Raw genomic sequence first — 17,589 nt, 5'->3', positions numbered from 1 at the left:
GGAAACAGGCTTCGTGATGGCGCATGCTTGGCTCATGACCACCGCCATCCCTGTCGCACCCGCCGACACCCGCCGCCATGAGCTGGCGGCGTTCCTCCGCAGCCGCCGCGAGCGCATCTCGCCGGAACAGGTGGGGCTTCCGCCGACCGGCCGCCGACGGACTCCCGGGCTGCGCCGGGAAGAGGTCGCGCTGCTCGCCGCCGTGGGGGTCACTTGGTACACCTGGCTCGAACAGGGCCGGGCGATCCAGGTGTCCACGCAGGTGCTGGACTCCGTCGCCCGGACCCTCCTGCTGGACCGGAACGAGCGGGCTCACCTCTTCGCGCTCGCCGGGGTCGAAGACCCGGTGCAGGTGATGGACTGCCCGACCATCACGCCGGCCGTCCGCCTGGTGCTGGATCAGCTGTCGCCGTTGCCTGCAGCGGCGATCAACCGGCGGTACGACATCCTGGCGTACAACCGGACCTATACCGGGATCGTCGGGGATCTCGACGCCATGCCGCCCGAGGAGCGGAACGTCCTCTGGCTCGCCTTCACCGACTCCTACTTCGCCTCGGTGCTGGTGGACCGTGAGGAGGCGCGGGCGTCGATCGTGGCGCGCTTCCGTGCGGCGATGGCCGACCACGGCTCCGAGCGGGCCTGGACCGACCTGTTGAAGCGGCTCTGCCAGACCTCGCCCGAGTTCGAGGCGCTCTGGGCGCGGCACGAGGTCGAGGGATTGGGCAACGGGATGAAGCGCTTCCTGATCCCCGGCGCGGGGCTGCTCCGCTTCGACTACACCAACCTCTGGCTGGGGCCCAACGGCGGGACCCGCGTGGTCACGTACACCCCTGCCGACGACGCGACCCGGGCGCATCTCGAATCCCTGGGCGACTCGGCGGAGTCCGGTGGCCCTGAGTAGGAGGGCGAGGAATGTCGAGGAGCGACGCCGCGATCGCTGCCGGGGCTTCGACTGAGTGGTGCTGGCGGCGGCGGTGGGGGTGGTGATGACGGTGGTGGTGATGCGGGCGGCGCTGCCCGGACCGAGCCCGTTGGGGGTGAGACCGCCCAGAGCAAGGGCGGCGCAGAGCCAGGCCAGGGGGAGCTCGGCGAAGAGCGCCATCGCCAGGGCGGTGGCCATCTCCGTGCCGGGGGCAGCCAGCCGGAGGTCGTACCAGGCGTCGGCGGTGAGGAGCAGTGCGGCGAAGGCGGCGCTCCAGCGGTGGGAGTCGCTGCCACGGCGGAGCAGGACGGCGGTGGTGAGGAGTGCGGAGGCCTCGGCCGCGTCGAGCGCGGCCCAACCGGCGCCGCCGGGAAGGGTGGCGAGCAGGACGAGCCACGGCAGCAGCAGGAGCCCGGAGATTAGGAGCAGCCGCTGGATGCGCTCCTCGCCCGTCCGGCCCGGTGCGGCCCGGCGGTGCCGCCCGAGCTGACCGGTAGGGCGACCCGCTTGGCGGGGCGACAGCGTGCGGAGCGACGCTCCGGGCCAAGCGCTGGCCAAAGGGCTGGCCAAGGCCCTGGCCTCGGCGCTGGCCCGGGTGTTGGCTCCGGCCCAGGCACTGGCCCCGGCTCCCGGTGCCGAGGGGATCGGGTGACGGAATTGCATGCTGCTCGCCTCCTTCGCGGGTGCCGCCGCCTCAAGGCGACCTGGGGGTGGGGTAGAGCGGGGTGGAGCGGGGCGTGGCGGGGCCGGTCTGGTGCGGTGGGGTGCGGGGTGGGGGCCTCGGAGTCGAGGCCGTCATATCCGTTGGGTGCGGAGCCGTTCCGTGCTGCCCGTGGAGTGCTCGACCAGCACGCTGTCGCACGGGCCGTCGGCCCAGGCGAGCCAGAACTCGCCGGCCAGCGGGACCACCCGGGCGGGGAACTGGCGCCGCTTCAGCCGGCCTTCGGTGAAGGTCACGCTGGGGTGGGCGCCGCCCTCGGGCAGTCGGCCCCAGGCGAAACCGGTGGGAGCGTCGGTGCCGGTGCAGCGCCGAGCGCCCCGCAGTAGGGCCGGGCTGAGCGCGGTCGCCACCATGACGTCCAGCAACTCGCCCTGCTCGTAGACCTCCAGGGCGGCCCGGCCGCTGGGCTGCTGCGCGAGCCGGACCGACCAGGGGCCGTGAGCGGGGGTGTCGTCGGAGCCCTCACCCACGGGGCCGACCTCGTGCACGAGGTCCGGGTCGGCGTGGCCGGAGGGGCCGGAGGGGTCGGAGGGGCCGGAGGGGTCGGTGGTCGGACGGATGGTCGGGTGGGCCGCTGTCTCGGCCCTGGTCTGCGGTGTCCTCGTCGTCATGCCCTCAAGGTTCGCGAAGAACTGATGGACAGTCGGTAGCGCCCACTGCCGTCTTTGGGGTGTAGCTAGGTACACCCCAAGTCGGTACTTGGCTTCATGGTCACCTTCCGATCCGGGGTCCTAGGCTGTCCGGCATGTCGATCTCCGCTCTCCGCCGCGTGCTTGCCCGGGGTGCCGAGCACGCCTCGTGGTTGGGGGCTGCTCGGCGCGATGCCCTGTTCGTTGCAGCCGGGGTGCCCCTCGGGGCCCCGGCCTTCCTGATCTTCCTCAGTCCGAAGAAAACCCTCTTCCTCCAAGCCCTGCTGATCGTCGCCTGTCTCGATCTGCTGACGACCGCCCAGCGCAGTCGGCTCCGCGCAGTGCGCGGGGTCGAGGTACCGGGCCGGCTCCCGCCCGGGGCCGGCTGGGTGCCCCGGCTTCGGGCCGGCTTCACCTGGCGGCAGGCCACCTACCACCTCGTGCTCGCCCCCCTCCTCGCGCTCTCCGGGGCGGTGCTGCTGGCGGGGTTGGGCGCCGGCTTGGTGATGGTCACCATCTACGCCTGGGTTCCCCTGATGCCGGTGGGCAGCGCCCTCCGGACGGGGCGGAGCTGGGCGACCGATGACGTCCTGGTCACGGTCGGGGGCTTGGTCCTGTTGGTGGCCGTCCCCTTGCTGATCCGTCGGCTGGCCCAGCTCGACGAGCTGCTGGCCCGGGTCCTGCTGGGGCCGAACCGGGCCGAGCTGCTCGCCCGCCGGGTGGAGGACTTGGCCGAGAGCCGGGCCGGGGTGGTCGACGCCGCCGACGCGGAGCGCCGCCGCATCGAGCGGGATCTGCACGACGGGGCCCAACAACGTCTGGTCTCCCTCGCGATGAACCTGGGCCTGGCCAGGCGCACCTTGAAGGACGTCCCGCCGGAGGTCATGCAGGTCATCGTCGAGGCGCACGAGGAGGCCCAGGCCGCCATCGCCGAGCTGCGCGACCTGGTCCGGGGGCTGCACCCGGTGGTCCTCGAAGACCGTGGTCTGGACGCCGCGCTCTCCGGCATCGCCGCCCGGTCGCCTGTCCCGGTCCGGCTCACCGCAGACCTGCCGGATCGGATGGCGCCGACCATCGAGGCGGTGGCGTACTTCACCGTCTCCGAGGCGTTGGCCAACGTGGCCAAGCACGCCCGCGCCTCCCGGGTCGACCTCTCGCTCCGGCAGAAGGGCGGCCGGCTACGGATCGTCCTGACGGACGACGGTGTGGGCGGCGCCGACCCGACCCGGGGCACCGGCCTCACGGGCCTGCGAAAACGCGCAGCCTCGGTGGACGGCACCCTCGCCATATCCAGCCCCCTCGGGGGACCGACGATTATCACTGTGGAGTTGCCGTGCGAGCTGTGATCGCCGAGGACTCGGTCCTGCTGCGAGTGGGGCTGGTCAAGGTCCTGGAGGCGGTCGGCTATGAGGTGGTCGCCGCCGTCGGCGACGCCGAGGCGTTGCTGGCCGCCGTCGAGGAGCACACCCCCGACGTGGTGGTGACGGACGTCCGGATGCCGCCCGGTCTCACCGACGAGGGCGTCCGAGCAGCTCTGCTGATCCGGCGGCAGTGGCCGGGCATCGCCGTCCTGCTGCTCTCGCAGTACGTGGAGGAGCGGTACGCCGCCGACCTCCTGGCCGGCAACACCAGCGGGGTCGGCTACCTGCTCAAGGAGCGGGTGGCCAATGTGGACGAGTTCGTCGAGGCGCTCCAGCGGGTGGCCGAGGGCGGCACGGCCCTGGATCCGGAGGTGGTGGCCCAACTGCTCATCCGTCGCCACAGCGATCCGCTGGAGCGACTCACCCCGCGGGAGCGGGACGTGCTGGCGCTGATGGCCGAGGGCCACTCCAACACGGCCATCTCCTCGGCTCTGGTGATCAGCGACAGCGCTGTCGCCAAGCACATCAACAGCATCTTCACCAAGCTTGACCTGCCCCCGGCCGACGCGACCCACCGGAGGGTGCTGGCCGTGCTCCGCTTCCTGGAGGTGGGCTAGTGAGCGAGAGCCACGCCTGGCGGACGATCGGGCGGATGCTGATCGTGACGGCGGTGCTGTTCGGCGGGATCAGCACCTGGGTCTGGCTGTCCGACCAGAGCCACCACGAGCAGCACACCTACTGGCAGCCGGTCTCGGCGGTGGAGGTCGACAGCGGCGACGCCGCGGTCCGGGTGGCCGCCGGTGCGGCTGACCGGGTGACGGTCCAGGAGTCGATGGAGTGGGCGTTCCGACGGCCCTCGGTCAGCTTGCACCTCACTGGCCACACGTTGAAGGTCGGCGTGCAGTGCCGGTCGCCGTTCGGTTCGGTGACCTGTGCGGTCCAGCTGACCGTCCAGGTGCCGGCCGGTACGGCGGTGCGGACGGTGAGCGGCTCCGGGCGTACCGAGTTGAGCGGGCTGTCCGGCGCGGTCCGGGCCCAGGCCGGTTCCGGGGAGGTGTCCTTGGAGGGGTTGAGCGGTCCGGTCTGGACCCAGAGCACCTCCGGCCAGATAACCGGTACCGATCTCACCTCGCGCCAGGTGCAGGCCGCCATCACCTCCGGCCGGGTCCAGCTGGGCTTCTCCCGACCGCCGGACAGCGTCACGGCCACGGCGACCTCGGGCACCGTCGTGGTCACGCTCCCGACCGGCCAGGGTGGCTACCGGGTGGACGGGCACGTCACCTCCGGCACCTGGTCCGTCGACCCGAGCGTGGTCAACAGTGCCTCGTCCCGCACCATCGACGCGACGGCCACCTCCGGTCTGGTCCGGGTCGTGCCCTTCCAACCCGACCCGGGGACGGATTCCGGCCCCGACGCTCAGAGCGCCCCTCCGGCCGACCCGGCATCCGGAGCACCGTCGCCCCGGTCGACGGCGACGGGTGGCTGACGGGTTCGATCGTTGAAGAGATAACGGAGTAGAGGGGAGCAAGGGGAGGGGGAGAAGAGGCGGGGTAGGCAGAGCCGGTAGTAAGGGGACAAGGGACCCGGGTAGTAAGTGGACAGGGGACGAGGAGTGAGTAGCCCAACCCAAGGGGAGTGGACCGGGGCATACGGGGCCAACCGCCCGGTCCGGTTCACCGCACCAGCCCAGCCGAGGTAGGCCCAGCCCAGGGCCGGCCGAACCAGCCTGGCCAAAGCTGGCCCAACCAGGTCAGGCCCAGCTCCGCTTGCCCGGTTCGGTCCGGTTCGGCCCAGGTGATCATCGTTCCACCCGGGCCACTGCGCCAGGTGGGGGACAATGAAGAGTCCCGCACCGCCGTGCTGCCCACCCGTTGAGGACCGCCACGCATGACCACCTCGTCCGAGCCCGAGATCGACCACGACACCGTTACCGGCTTGACCTCCGCCACCCTTGCCGTCGGCACCGCCACCACCGCCACCGCCACAGGCACGGCCACGCCCGCCGCCACCCCACCCGCGGCCACCCCCGCCGGTGCCGCAACCGTCGGCACGACCAGCGGCATCGGCGGTACCTGCGGTACCGCCTCGGCCTCGGCCTCGGCCTCGGCCTCGGCCGAGGCCTCGACTGCCGGTACCGCCGCCGGGGCGGAGTTCAAGCCGCTCACCATCGGTCCGCTCGAGGTGTGGCCGCCGGTGGTGCTGGCGCCGATGGCCGGGATCACCAATGCGCCGTTCCGGACGCTGTGCCGGGAGCAGAGCGGTGGCAAGGGGCTGTACGTCTCCGAGATGATCACCACGCGGGCGCTGGTCGAGCGGAACGCCAAGACCATGCAGCTGATCCGCTTCGACCCGAGCGAGAAGCCCCGGTCGATCCAGCTGTACGGGGTGGACCCGGTGACGGTGGGCAAGGCGGCCCGGATGATCGCCGAGGAGAACCTGGCGGATCACATCGACCTCAACTTCGGTTGCCCGGTGCCGAAGGTGACCCGGAAGGGTGGCGGGTCCGCGCTGCCGTACAAGCGGAACCTGCTGCGCGAGATCCTGCGCGAGGCCGTGGGCAACGCCGGGGCGCTGCCGGTGACGATGAAGATGCGCAAGGGCATCGACGACGACCACCTCACCTACCTGGACGCCGGGCGGATCGGCGCCGAGGAGGGGGTGTCGGCGATCGCGCTGCACGGACGGACGGCGGCCCAGCACTACGGCGGTACGGCGGACTGGTCGGCGATCGCCCGGTTGCGCGAGTCGGTGCCGGCCGAGATCCCGGTGCTGGGCAACGGGGACATCTGGTCGGCCGAGGACGCGCTGCGGATGATGCGGGAGACGGGCTGCGACGGCGTGGTGGTCGGCCGCGGCTGCCTGGGGCGGCCGTGGCTGTTCAAGGACCTGGTCTCGATCTTCGAGGGGGAGGTCGACTACGCCCGTCCGGCCTTCGCCGACGTGGCGCGGGCGATGGTGCGGCACGCCCAGCTGCTGGGGGAGTGGATGGGCGACGAGTCCCGTGGCGTGGTCGACTTCCGCAAGCACGTGGCCTGGTACACCAAGGGCTTCTCGGTCGGGTCCGAGCTGCGGGTGAAGCTGGCGATGTCGAGTTCGTTGGCCGAGCTGGAGGAGGTGCTCGCCCAGGTGGAGCAGACCCAGCTCTGGCCCGCCGGGGCGGACGGCCCCCGGGGTCGGACGAGCGGGAACAACCGGGTGGTCCTGCCGGAGGGCTGGTTGGACGATCCGTATGACTGCGCCCTGCCGAGCCTGGATGCCGAATCGGATACATCCGGCGGCTGAGTAGGACGTAGCGGCAAAAATGAGCCGAAAGGGCGGACTGCCGGTCCGTCCGAGCCCTCTTGGACAATCTGGCCAAGAGGGCTCCTTTGTGTCAGGTTATGCTTACGGCAAGCAGACATGACATCGACGCAAGGTGACGAAGTGTGGGATTCGGATCGGCCCGATGGCTGAGATGCGTCCGTGACGCTGGCCACATAAGGTGGCGATTGACGGCCGGTCAGGTGGGTTCGTTGGACATCAGGTCCTAAATCGCTTCCCGAAGGGCTCTGGCGCGGATCGGCTCGGCTGGCCTCAGGAAATCAAGCCGGGGCAACATGGCGGACGCCAGGCCGCTACTCTCTGTCCGATTCTTATGATCACGACGTTTCGATACGTTCACTACTTGAACGCTACCTAGCGTCAGCCGGACGATTTCGCCAACAGAGGTGAACGCCCTGACGGGCATTCGATCTGCTGGGTCCTCGCCCACTGTGAGATTCGTACGGCCTATTGGCGGCGCGAAAGTGCCTTCGAAATGGGTATGTTCTCCGGCGTCAGGGCAACCGCGTACGAGGAGACCGACCCGTGCCGTCCGAGCAGAAGTTTGTTTACTCCTTCACTGAAGGAAACAAGGACCTCAAGGACCTTCTTGGCGGTAAGGGTGCCAACCTCGCCGAGATGACCAACCTGGGCCTCCCCGTCCCCCCGGGTTTCACCATCACCACCGAGGCCTGCAAGGTCTTCCTGGAGACGGGTAGCGAGCCCTCCTCGCTGCACGCCGAGATCAGCGAGCACCTCGTCTCCCTCGAGCAGGAGATGGGCAAGAAGCTCGGCCAGGCCGACGACCCGCTGCTGGTGTCCGTCCGCTCCGGCGCCAAGTTCTCGATGCCCGGCATGATGGACACCGTCCTCAACATCGGCCTCTCCGACGCCTCCGTGGTGGGTCTGGCCGCGCAGGCCGGCAACGAGCGGTTCGCCTGGGACTCGTACCGCCGCCTGGTCCAGATGTTCGGCAAGACCGTGCTGGGCGTCGAGGGCGAGCTCTTCGAGGAGGCCCTGGACCACGCGAAGGAGGCCAAGGGCACCACGAACGACCTCGACCTCACCGCCGAGGACCTCAAGGGCCTGGTCGAGACCTTCAAGGGCATCGTCAAGACCGAGACCGGCCGGGACTTCCCGCAGGACCCGCGCGAGCAGATGGACCTGGCGATCTACGCCGTCTTCCACTCCTGGAACGGTGACCGCGCCCGGCTGTACCGCCGCCAGGAGCGCATCCCGAACGACCTGGGCACCGCCGTCAACATCTGCTCCATGGTCTTCGGCAACCTCGGCGAGGACTCCGGCACCGGTGTCGCCTTCACCCGCGACCCCTCCACCGGCACCGCCGGCGTCTACGGCGACTACCTCCAGAACGCCCAGGGCGAGGACGTGGTGGCGGGCATCCGCAACACCCTCCAGCTGGCCGATCTGGAGCAGCTCGACAAGAAGTCGTACGACGAGCTGATGGCGATCATGCAGAAGCTCGAGACGCACTACCGCGACCTCTGCGACATCGAGTTCACCATCGAGCGCGGCAAGCTCTGGATGCTGCAGACCCGCGTGGGCAAGCGCACCGCCGCCGCCGCCTTCCGGATCGCCGTCCAGCTGGTCGACCAGGGCCTGATCGACCTGGACGAGGCGCTCAAGCGCGTCACCGGCGGCCAGCTGGCCCAGCTGATGTTCCCGCGCTTCGCCCCCGACGCGAACTCCAAGCAGATCGGCCGCGGCATCGCCGCCTCGCCGGGTGCCGCCGTCGGCAAGGTGGTCTTCGACTCCTACACCGCCGTCAAGTGGTCGCGCTCCGGTGAGAAGGTCATCCTGGTCCGCCGCGAGACCAACCCGGACGACCTGGACGGCATGATCGCCGCCGAGGGCATCCTGACCTCCCGCGGCGGCAAGACCTCGCACGCCGCCGTCGTCGCCCGCGGCATGGGCAAGACCTGTGTCTGCGGCGCCGAGGAGCTCGAGGTCGACACCAAGCGCCGCAAGATGATCACGGCCGACGGCCTGGTCATCGAGGAGGGCGACGTGGTCTCCATCGACGGTGGCACCGGCAAGGTGTACATCGGCGAGGTGCCCGTCCTGCCCTCCCCCGTGGTCGAGTACTTCGAGGGCACCCTGCACGCCGGCGCCGACGTCCAGGGCGGTCTGGTCCAGGCCGTGCACCGCCTGATGTCGCACGCCGACGGCCGTCGCCGCCTCGCGGTGCGCGCCAACGCCGACAACGCCGAGGACGCGAACCGCGCCCGCCGGTACGGCGGCCAGGGCATCGGCCTCTGCCGCACCGAGCACATGTTCCTCGGTGAGGAGCGCCGCAAGGAGGTCGAGCACCTGATCCTCGCGGACAACGACAAGGACCGCGAGCAGGCCCTCTCCACCCTCCTCCCGCTGCAGAAGGGCGACTTCGTCGAGCTCTTCCAGGCGATGGACGGGCTCCCGGTGACGGTTCGTCTGCTGGACCCGCCGCTGCACGAGTTCCTCCCGAACATCACCGAGCTGTCGGTGCGCGTCGCCCTCGCCGAGGCCCGCAAGGACCCGAACGAGAACGACCTGCGCCTGCTCCAGGCCGTGCACAAGCTGCACGAGCAGAACCCGATGCTGGGTCTGCGCGGCGTGCGCCTCGGCCTGGTCATCCCCGGCCTGTTCGGCATGCAGGTCCGCGCCATCGCGGAGGCGGCGGCCGAGCGCAAGCTCGGTGGCGGCGACCCGCGTCCGGAGGTGATGATCCCGCTGGTCGGCACCGTCCAGGAGCTCGAGATCGTCCGGGACGAGTGCGAGCGGGTGCTGGCCGAGGTGGCCAAGTCCACCGGCGTCGAGCTCGACATCAAGCTCGGCACCATGATCGAGCTGCCGCGCGCCGCGGTGACCGCCGGTCAGATCGCCGAGGCCGCCGAGTTCTTCTCCTTCGGCACCAACGACCTGACCCAGACCGTCTGGGGCTTCTCCCGGGACGACGTGGAGGCCAGCTTCTTCACCGCGTACCTGGAGAAGGGCATCTTCGGCGTCAGCCCGTTCGAGACCATCGACCGCGACGGTGTCGGCTCGCTGGTGAAGCAGGCCGCCGAGGCCGGCCGGGCCACCCGCCCGGACCTCAAGCTCGGTGTCTGCGGCGAGCACGGCGGTGACCCGGACTCGGTGCACTTCTTCCACGAGGTGGGCCTGGACTACGTCTCCTGCTCCCCCTTCCGCATCCCGGTGGCGCGCCTGGAAGCGGGCCGCGCCGCCCTCGAGACCGCGGGCAGCGACTCGCGCTGACCGCTCCCCTCCTACCGGGGAGGGGTAGTACGGCGGAGCTCGGCGCAGGAGAGCCGCCGTACGTGGACACCGGGGCGGGAACGGACAATGGCGTCCGTTCCCGCCCCGGCGTCGTTTACCTGCTTGTGTGCTCCATCCGGCAAGGTATGCCGTATGAGCAGTCGCAACCGTCTGATCGCCGTTCCGGCGTTCGTTGTCCTCGCCCTGGTCGGGGCGTCCGCCTGTGCCTCCTCGGGCGGCGCCGCCAAGCCCGCCGCGGCCGCCAGCACGGCGAGCCCGGCCCGGACCGGTACCGGGGTCACCGCCAAGCCCTCGCCGCCGCCCGCCAAGCCGGGCACGCCCGCCGCCTCCGGCAGCAGGAGCAGCTGGGTGCCCGACAACCCCTCGCTGGCCGACGTCTGCCGCAGCAAGCTGCCCAGCCAGGCCCGGGACACCCTCACCCTGATCGACAAGGGCGGCCCGTACCCGTACCGGAACGACGGCATCGTGTTCGAAAACCGGGAGAGCCGGCTGCCCAAGCAGGCCACCGGGTACTACCACGAGTACACCGTGGTGACCCCCGGTTCGGACGACCGCGGGGCCCGACGGGTCGTCACCGGCTCGGTCGGCGAGGAGTACTGGACCAGCGACCACTACGCGACCTTCCAGGAGATCGACGGTCGCTGCTGAGCGGTCGTGGAGCCGTGCCGGAGGCCCGTGAGCCGGGCTACGCCGAAGGCGCCGACCCCCTGGGCTGGGGGCCGGCGCCTTCGGCGTCAGGGCAGGATCACAGGGTGATCAGCGGGACGCCGTGTCTAAGACACTCCTGGGAGATGGCCGGGTCCGGGGCGCTCGGCGAGGTGGCCGCGGCGATCCGGAGCTCGATGATGTCGCGGACGGCCGGCCACTCCTCGTCGAGGATGGAGTAGAAGGCCGTCGAGCGGACGATCCCGTCCAGGCCCCGCGAGTGGGCCCGGCGGACGCCCTCGCAGGTGGCGCCCAGGCGCTCGATCGCGGTGCGCGAGCGCAGGTTGCGGGCGTCGGCGCGGAGCGAGATCCGCTGCACGCCCCAGGTCTCGAAGGCGTGGCGCAGCATCAGGAGCTTGGCCTCGGTGTTGATGCCGGTGCCCTGGGCCCGGGCGGAGAGCCAGGTGCCGCCCAGGTCGGCGGCGTCGGGCACGGCCAGCAGCGGGTCACCGTGGGGCACGCCAGGGGTCGGGGGCCAGACCATCGGCCCCTGCCAGTAGTCGAGCTCCTGGAACCGGGTGGAGCCCACCACCCGGTTGTCGGCGACGCTGACCGTGGCGAACGGCAGCGAACGCCCGGCCGCCTGGTCGGCCAGCGCGCGGGCGATGTACTCCCGGGCGGCTTCCAGGCTGTGCGGGACGGGCGTGAAGGCGTAGGTCGTACGATCCTCGGCGCCTGCCTCGGCGAGAGCCTCCGCGTGGTGCTCGGCGAGGGGCTCCAGCCGCGTGGTGCGGCCGATGAGGGTTACGGGTACGGGCACGGAACCTTCGGTCCTTCGGCGGTCGGAGGGACCTCGTACCGGGGTACGGCACGAGGGCGGTGGTCGTTTCGCCCCAGCTCCGGCGCGCGCCGCCGGCCGCCGTGGGGGGCGGATCGCTCACGCCGGCAGGGCCCGGTCGTGCGGCGGAGAAGGCGGCCCGGAAGCGGGCGGCTCGTTGCCGGGCGGACACGGGTCTACGGACCGGTCCGGCATGACGAGCGGAGGGGACAGTGTGCGTCCGCGAGATGGCCGAGAGGAGAATGAGAGCGCGAAGGGAAGCAGGCGGCCAGGTGAAGGCAAGGTGCGGTGCGAGTGGCTGACCGCACATTGGCCGGGCCGGGACGACGGCGTGACGAACGACGTGACGACGGCGCGGCGATGCGGGTCAGCGAGAGGACGATACCCGCCAGAACGCGGTGCGTCACCTCGCGGCGCGCCAACGGGGTGGAGGGGCCCCCGCCCGCGGCTGCTCGGTGGCCCCGGCGGGGCCCTGGCGGAGCCGTCCGGAGGTGTCCGGCGCGGCTCCTGGAGTGATCGTCGCCACCGCAGTCTAAGGCCACCGGGACGGCGCTCACCAGCGGTTTCGCACCGGGTGCGATGATGACGGGGGCGTGGCCGGGGCCGGCGGGGGGCGTGCGCCCGGCCCTGAAGCCGGACACAAGGCCCGGGACGGAACCTGGGCGGGGACATCTCCGTTACCTCGTCAGTCACCGGGAATGTCGGCGGCCTCCGGCACGCTGGACTGAGCGGACGACCCGCGCCTGCCCGAACGGGCAGCGCGGTTCGAAAGGCCAGGTCAGGCGGTCGATCCCGAGCGGACGGCAGCCGGACACGACGGACGAGACAGAACGGGGTTGGGTGCGCAGTGCGGGAACCCAAGGAGCTGTACCAGCTGGAGCCGCAGGGTGTGGCCGCGCTGGTCGCCGCCGACGCCGCAGCCGGGCCCGAGGCGGCCGGGCTGGTGCTGCTGTACCACTTCGAGGGCTTCATGGACGCCGGTGAGGCCGGCGGTCAGGTGGTGGCGCACCTGTTGGAGCACGGGTCGCCGCAGGTCGTGGCCCGGTTCGACCACGACCGGCTGGTGGACTACCGGGCCCGTCGCCCGGTGATGACCTTCACCAAGGACAGCTGGACGGCGTACGAGCCGCCCGAGATCCTGCTCCGATTGGTACACGACTCTGTCGGAACGCCCTTCCTCCTGCTCACCGGTCCGGAGCCGGACACCGAGTGGGAGCTCTTCGCCGCGGCCGTCCGCGAGCTGGTCGAGCGCTTCGAGGTGCGGCTCTCGGTCGACTTCCACGGCATCCCGATGGGCGTGCCGCACACCCGCCCGGTCGGCCTCACCCCGCACGGCACCCGGCTCGACCTGGCCCCCGGCCACCCGAGCTGGTTCGACCAGGCCCAGGTGCCCGGCAGCGCCCAGGCCCTGGTGGAGTACCGGCTGGCCGACGCCGGCCACGACGTGCTGGGCTTCGCCGTCCACGTGCCGCACTACGTGGCCCGCTCGCCCTACCCGGCGGCCGCCGTGCTGATCCTGGAGTCCGTGCAGTCGGCCAGCGGCCTGGTGCTGCCCGGCACCGAGCTGCGCGACCGGGTCGGCGAGGTCTACGCCGACATCGAGGAGCAGCTGGCCCGCGGGGACGACGAGCTGCGCGCCGCCATCCGGGGCATGGAGAGCCAGTACGACGCGGTGGCCGGGGCCGAGGGCCGCGAGAGCCTGCTGGCCGAGCCGGTCGACCTGCCCTCGGCGGAGGAGCTGGGCCGCCGGTTCGAGGAGTTCCTGGCGGAGCACGAGCGCGACACCGAGTGAGCCGGGCGGGGGGAGGGGCCGTGGGGCGGAGCCGGGCGGGGCTGCTGGTCGGGCTGGCCGGAGTGCTGGCGCTGGCCGGAGCCGGGTGCAGCGCCGGGGTCGGTGGGCCGGTGGCGAAAGCTGCGGCGGCGCCGAGCGCGAGCCCGAGCCCGCGGGCGCCGGTGGGGCCGTACGTGGCGCTGGGGGATTCCTACACCTCGGGGCTCGGGATCGCGCCGAAGGTGGGCGAGCCCGCGGGGTGTGCCCGCTCGGGTGTGAACTACCCCGCACTGGTGGCCAAGGCCGTCGGGCTGGCCGGGGCCGGCTTCACCGACGTGAGCTGCACCGGCGCGACCACCGCCGATCTGACGGAGTCCCAGCGCACGGCGAGCGGCACCAACGCCCCGCAGCTGGACGCGCTCTCCGCCGCCACCCGCCTGGTCACCCTCGGGGTCGGCGGCAACGACGCCGGCTTCGTCGGGGTGGTCACGGAGTGCGCGGCCCAGGGCCTCAAGGCGGCGCTCGGCCTGGTGAAGGGCGACGCGCCCTGCCGGCAGCACTACACCGAGGGCGGGCGGGACGAGCTCGAGCAGCGGGTGGAGACCGCCGGGTCCCGGCTGGACGCCGTGCTGCGGCAGATCCGGGCGCGGGCCCCGCAGGCCCGGGTGTACGTGGTGGGCTACCCGTCACTCTTCCCGGCGGACGGCGCGGGCTGCGCCGAGACGCTCGGACGCGGGGTGAGCACCGGGGACGTGGGCTTCCTCCGGGAGAAGGAGACCGCCCTCAACGCGATGCTGGCCGAGCGCGCGAAGGCGGCCGGGGCGGCGTACGTGGACACCTTCACGCCCTCCCTCGGGCACGACATGTGCGCCGGGGAGGGCGTGCGGTGGATCGAGCCGCCGCTGCCGGCGGCCGGCATGGCGCCGGTGCACCCCAATGCCCAGGGGCAGCAGGGGATGGCGGCGGCGGTGCTGCGGGCCGTCCGGGAGTGAAGCCCCCCGGCCGGGGCCCGCAGCCGGAGTGATCAAGATCTCGTTCGGCGGGTCAGAGGCATGGCCGGTGGGAGGGATGGTCGGTCAGGGGGATGACCGGCGCGAGAGGCGCGGCGGTGCGACGGGTCAGTCCTGGAGGCGGGCCCGGTGGGTCGGGACGCGGACGGCCGGGTCGTCCAGGCACTCGCCGGTGCCAAGGTCGAAGCGCTGCTTGAGCAGCGGGGAGGCGACGTAGACCCTGCCCTCGGGGGTGGAGCCGAGCAGGCCGCGGGAGAGCACGTAGGCGCCGGTGAAGGGGTCGCGGTTGCCGAGGGCGTGGAGCCGGCCCGCGCCGTCGCGGAACACGGCGGCCTGCCGGCCGTCCGGGAGCAGCACTGCGACGCCCCGGCCGGGGGTCAGCCGGTCCCAGTCGCAGACCGGGAGCCAGCCGTTGTCGGTGTGCAGCGCTACCTTCGGGGTGAGCGTGGCGGATGTGGTCATCGGGGCTCCAAGTCAGGGGGGTGGTCAGCGGGTGCCGAGCAGCGGGAGGTCGAGCGGGGCGAGCAGGTCCTCGGCGGTGGCCAGCACGGCCAGGTCCGGCTTGACCTGGTCGCGTTCCGGGGTGAAGCGGATGCTCGGGTCCGGCACGCCCGGGGCGTTGACGAAGGAGACGAAGCGGGCGAGCCGGTCGGGGTCGGCCAGGGTGGCGGCCCACTCGTCCTGGTAGCTGCCCACGTGGCGGGCCATCCGGGCCTCCAGTTCGGCGGCCAGGCCGAGGGAGTCGTGCACCACCACGTCCCGGACGTGGTCGAGCCCGCCCTCGATCCGCTCCAGCCAGACGGAGGTGCGCTCCAGCCGGTCGGCCGTGCGGATGTAGAACATCAGGAACCGGTCGATCAGCCTGATCAGCTGCTCGTCCGTCAGTTCCTGGGCGAGCAGGTCGGCGTGCCGGGGGGTGGCACCGCCGTTGCCGCCGACGTAGAGGTTCCAGCCGTTGGAGGTGGCGATCACCCCGAAGTCCTTGCCCCGGGCCTCCGCGCACTCGCGGGCGCAGCCCGAGACCGCCGACTTGAGCTTGTGCGGGCTGCGCAGCCCCCGGTAGCGGAGTTCGAGCCCGATCGCCATCGCCACCGAGTCCTGCACCCCGTACCGGCACCAGGTCGAGCCGACGCAGGACTTCACCGTGCGCAGTGACTTGCCGTAGGCGTGCCCGGATTCGAAGCCGGCCGCGACCAGTCGGGCCCAGATCAGCGGGAGCTGGTCGACGCTGGCGCCGAACAGGTCGATCCGCTGGCCGCCGGTGATCTTGGTGTAGAGGCCGAAGTCGCGGGCCACCTCGCCGATCACGATCAACCGCTCCGGGGTGATCTCGCCGCCGGGGATGCGCGGCACCACGGAGTAGGAGCCGTTGCGCTGGAGGTTGGCGAGGAAGTGGTCGTTGGTGTCCTGGAGCGCGGCCTGCTCCCCGTCCAGGATGTGGGTGCTGGCCGGCAGCTCGGGGGCGAGCGAGGCGATGATCGAGGCCACGGTCGGCTTGCAGATCTCGCAGCCCTCGGTGGCCCGACCCCTCAGGCGGCCGTACTCGGCGAGCAGGCGGGCGTGGGTGGCGATGCCGGTGACCTGGACGATCTCGAAGAGCTCGGCGCGGGTGTGCTCGAAGCAGGGGCAGAGGCCCTTGTCGACGGTGACGCCGGAGGCCTCCAGCTCCTCGGTGACCAGGGTGGAGACCAGCTTGAGGCAGGAGCCGCAGCCGGTGCCCGCCTTGGTGCAGCTCTTCACCTGCGGCACGGTGGTGCAGCTGTGCTCGGTGACGGCGCCCCGGATCCGGCCCTTGGTGACGTTGTGGCAGTTGCAGACCACCGCCTCGTCCGGCAGCGCCGAGCCGCCGAGCGAGACCGGCGGGGCCATCCCGGCGGGCAGCACCAGGGATTCGGCGGGCACGGGCAGCGGCTCGCCGGTGCCGGCCAGCGGGCGCAGCGTCGCGTAGGCCTCGGCGTCGCCGACCAGGATGCCGCCGAGCAGCGCGCCCTCGGGGGTGACCACCAGCTTCTTGTAGATCCCGGCGCGGGAGTCGGAGTAGACCACGTCGAGCGCGCCGGGCGTGGTGCCGAAGGCGTCGCCGAAGCTGGCCACGTCCACGCCGAGCAGCTTGAGTTTGGTGGAGAGGTCGGCGCCGGTGAAGGGCCTGGGCGTGGTCTCGGCCAGCTGCTGGGCGACGGTGAGGGCCATCTCGTAGCCGGGGGCGACCAGGCCGTAGACCCGGCCGTCCACCGCGAGGGCGCACTCGCCGATCGCGTAGACGTGTGCGTCGGAGGTGCGGCAGTACTCGTCCACGGCGATGCCGCCGCGCTCGCCGACGGCAAGGCCGCAGTCGCGCGCCAGCTGGTCGCGCGGGCGGACGCCGGCCGAGAAGACCACCAGGTCGGTCTCCAGCCGGGAGCCGTCGGTGAAGGTCATCGCGTTCGCGGCGCCCTCGGCGGAGAGCTCGACCGTGCTGGTGCCCACGCCCGCGTGGACGATCACGCCCAGCTCCTCGATGGTGCGGCGCAGCGCCTCCCCGCCGCCCTCGTCCACCTGCACCGGCATCAGCCGGGGCGCGAACTCCACCACGTGGGTCTCCAGGCCGAGGCCCTTGAGCGCCCCGGCCGCCTCGAGACCGAGCAGGCCGCCGCCGACCACCGCGCCGACCTTCGCCCCGGCCGCGTACGCCTCGATCGCGTGCAGGTCCTCGATGGTGCGGTAGACGAAGCAGCCCGCTCCGTCCTTGCCCGGTACCGGCGGCACGAACGGGTACGAGCCGGTGGCCAGCACCAGCACGTCGTAGTCGAGCACCCCGCCGTCGGCGGTGGTGACCCGCTTGGCGGCGCGGTCGATCGCGGTGGCGGGGGTCGCGAGGCGGATCTCGTAGCCGTACCGCTCGGCGAAGCCGGCCTCGGCGAGCAGCAGTTGTTCGGGGGTGCGGCCGGCGAAGTAGGAGGTGAGCGCGACCCGGTCGTAGGCCGGGCGGGGCTCCTCGGCGAGCACGAGGACGTGGTACCGGTTGGCGGCGCCAGTCTCGGCCAGAGCGGTGAGGAGGCGGTGGCCGACCATGCCGTAGCCGACCAGCAGGAGGGTCGGCCGGGGGGTGGTGGTCATCGGGGTGTCCCTCCGGGGTG

Annotated in this window: 14 protein-coding genes; 10 read left to right on the top strand and 4 right to left on the bottom strand. The window is 72.0% G+C overall.

Annotation, left to right across the window (positions count from 1 at the left end; translation table 11 throughout):
• Positions 1–34 precede the first annotated feature (34 nt).
• Together CFP65_RS11605 and CFP65_RS41785 are read left to right on the top strand one after the other, a co-directional pair.
• Complete coding sequence (locus CFP65_RS11605; protein ID WP_104816031.1) at positions 35–901, top strand: helix-turn-helix transcriptional regulator; 867 nt, start codon at positions 35–37, stop codon at positions 899–901.
• Positions 902–1,445: 544 nt separating this feature from the next.
• A complete protein-coding gene (locus CFP65_RS41785) occupies positions 1,446–1,574 on the top strand; it encodes a hypothetical protein (protein WP_256387270.1) in 129 nt (42 codons plus the stop codon).
• A 143-nt stretch (positions 1,575–1,717) separates the two neighbouring features.
• On the opposite strand, the gene CFP65_RS11595 is transcribed toward CFP65_RS41785, so the two are convergent.
• Positions 1,718–2,254, bottom strand: a complete 537-nt coding sequence (locus tag CFP65_RS11595) for a hypothetical protein (RefSeq protein WP_104816029.1) — start codon at positions 2,252–2,254, stop codon at positions 1,718–1,720.
• Between the two features lie 134 nt (positions 2,255–2,388).
• Here CFP65_RS11595 and CFP65_RS11590 point away from each other — a divergent pair, with 134 nt between their 5' ends.
• The 6 genes from CFP65_RS11590 (at position 2,389) to CFP65_RS11565 (ending at position 10,857) form a co-directional block, all read left to right on the top strand.
• Positions 2,389–3,618 (top strand): sensor histidine kinase, encoded by a 1,230-nt coding sequence (locus CFP65_RS11590; protein WP_104816028.1) that lies wholly within the window; start codon positions 2,389–2,391, stop codon positions 3,616–3,618.
• Positions 3,606–4,250 (top strand): response regulator transcription factor, encoded by a 645-nt coding sequence (locus CFP65_RS11585; protein WP_104816027.1) that lies wholly within the window; start codon positions 3,606–3,608, stop codon positions 4,248–4,250. Before CFP65_RS11590 ends, CFP65_RS11585 begins: the two co-directional genes overlap by 13 nt.
• A complete protein-coding gene (locus tag CFP65_RS11580; RefSeq protein ID WP_104816026.1) occupies positions 4,250–5,119 on the top strand; it encodes a DUF4097 family beta strand repeat-containing protein in 870 nt (289 codons plus the stop codon). The genes CFP65_RS11585 and CFP65_RS11580 overlap by 1 nt, the downstream gene beginning before the upstream one ends.
• Positions 5,120–5,520: 401 nt before the next feature.
• Positions 5,521–6,915 carry a tRNA dihydrouridine synthase DusB gene (dusB, locus tag CFP65_RS11575; protein ID WP_256387269.1) on the top strand — a complete coding sequence of 465 codons (1,395 nt, stop codon included), beginning with the start codon at positions 5,521–5,523 and terminating at the stop codon, positions 6,913–6,915.
• A gap of 564 nt (positions 6,916–7,479) precedes the next feature.
• On the top strand, positions 7,480–10,188 hold the full coding sequence (gene ppdK, locus CFP65_RS11570) for a pyruvate, phosphate dikinase (protein WP_104816025.1): 2,709 nt from the start codon (positions 7,480–7,482) through the stop codon (positions 10,186–10,188).
• Positions 10,189–10,341: 153 nt separating this feature from the next.
• Positions 10,342–10,857 (top strand): ribonuclease domain-containing protein, encoded by a 516-nt coding sequence (locus tag CFP65_RS11565; protein ID WP_104816024.1) that lies wholly within the window; start codon positions 10,342–10,344, stop codon positions 10,855–10,857.
• A gap of 97 nt (positions 10,858–10,954) precedes the next feature.
• On the opposite strand, the gene CFP65_RS11560 is transcribed toward CFP65_RS11565, so the two are convergent.
• The gene (locus tag CFP65_RS11560) at positions 10,955–11,674 is read right to left on the bottom strand and encodes a GNAT family N-acetyltransferase (RefSeq protein WP_104816023.1); all 720 of its coding nucleotides are present in this window, start codon (positions 11,672–11,674) and stop codon (positions 10,955–10,957) included.
• 865 nt (positions 11,675–12,539) lie between these two features.
• On the opposite strand from CFP65_RS11560, the gene CFP65_RS11555 reads away from it, so the two are divergent.
• Both CFP65_RS11555 and CFP65_RS11550 read left to right on the top strand, forming a co-directional pair.
• Positions 12,540–13,484 (top strand): proteasome assembly chaperone family protein, encoded by a 945-nt coding sequence (locus tag CFP65_RS11555; protein WP_104816022.1) that lies wholly within the window; start codon positions 12,540–12,542, stop codon positions 13,482–13,484.
• 20 nt (positions 13,485–13,504) lie between these two features.
• Positions 13,505–14,455 carry an SGNH/GDSL hydrolase family protein gene (locus tag CFP65_RS11550; protein ID WP_254552346.1) on the top strand — a complete coding sequence of 317 codons (951 nt, stop codon included), beginning with the start codon at positions 13,505–13,507 and terminating at the stop codon, positions 14,453–14,455.
• A 126-nt stretch (positions 14,456–14,581) separates the two neighbouring features.
• Here the strand turns inward: CFP65_RS11550 and nirD are convergent, their stop codons facing one another.
• On the bottom strand, positions 14,582–14,935 hold the full coding sequence (gene nirD, locus CFP65_RS11545) for a nitrite reductase small subunit NirD (RefSeq protein ID WP_104816021.1): 354 nt from the start codon (positions 14,933–14,935) through the stop codon (positions 14,582–14,584).
• Positions 14,936–14,959: 24 nt separating this feature from the next.
• Positions 14,960–17,569: a nitrite reductase large subunit NirB gene (nirB, locus tag CFP65_RS11540; protein WP_104816020.1), complete on the bottom strand. Its 2,610-nt coding sequence runs from the start codon at positions 17,567–17,569 to the stop codon at positions 14,960–14,962.
• Positions 17,570–17,589 lie beyond the last annotated feature (20 nt).

This window comes from Kitasatospora sp. MMS16-BH015, from assembly GCF_002943525.1.
In the GTDB taxonomy this organism is placed as follows: domain Bacteria; phylum Actinomycetota; class Actinomycetes; order Streptomycetales; family Streptomycetaceae; genus Kitasatospora.
This window is presented reverse-complemented; position numbering and strand designations above follow the sequence as displayed.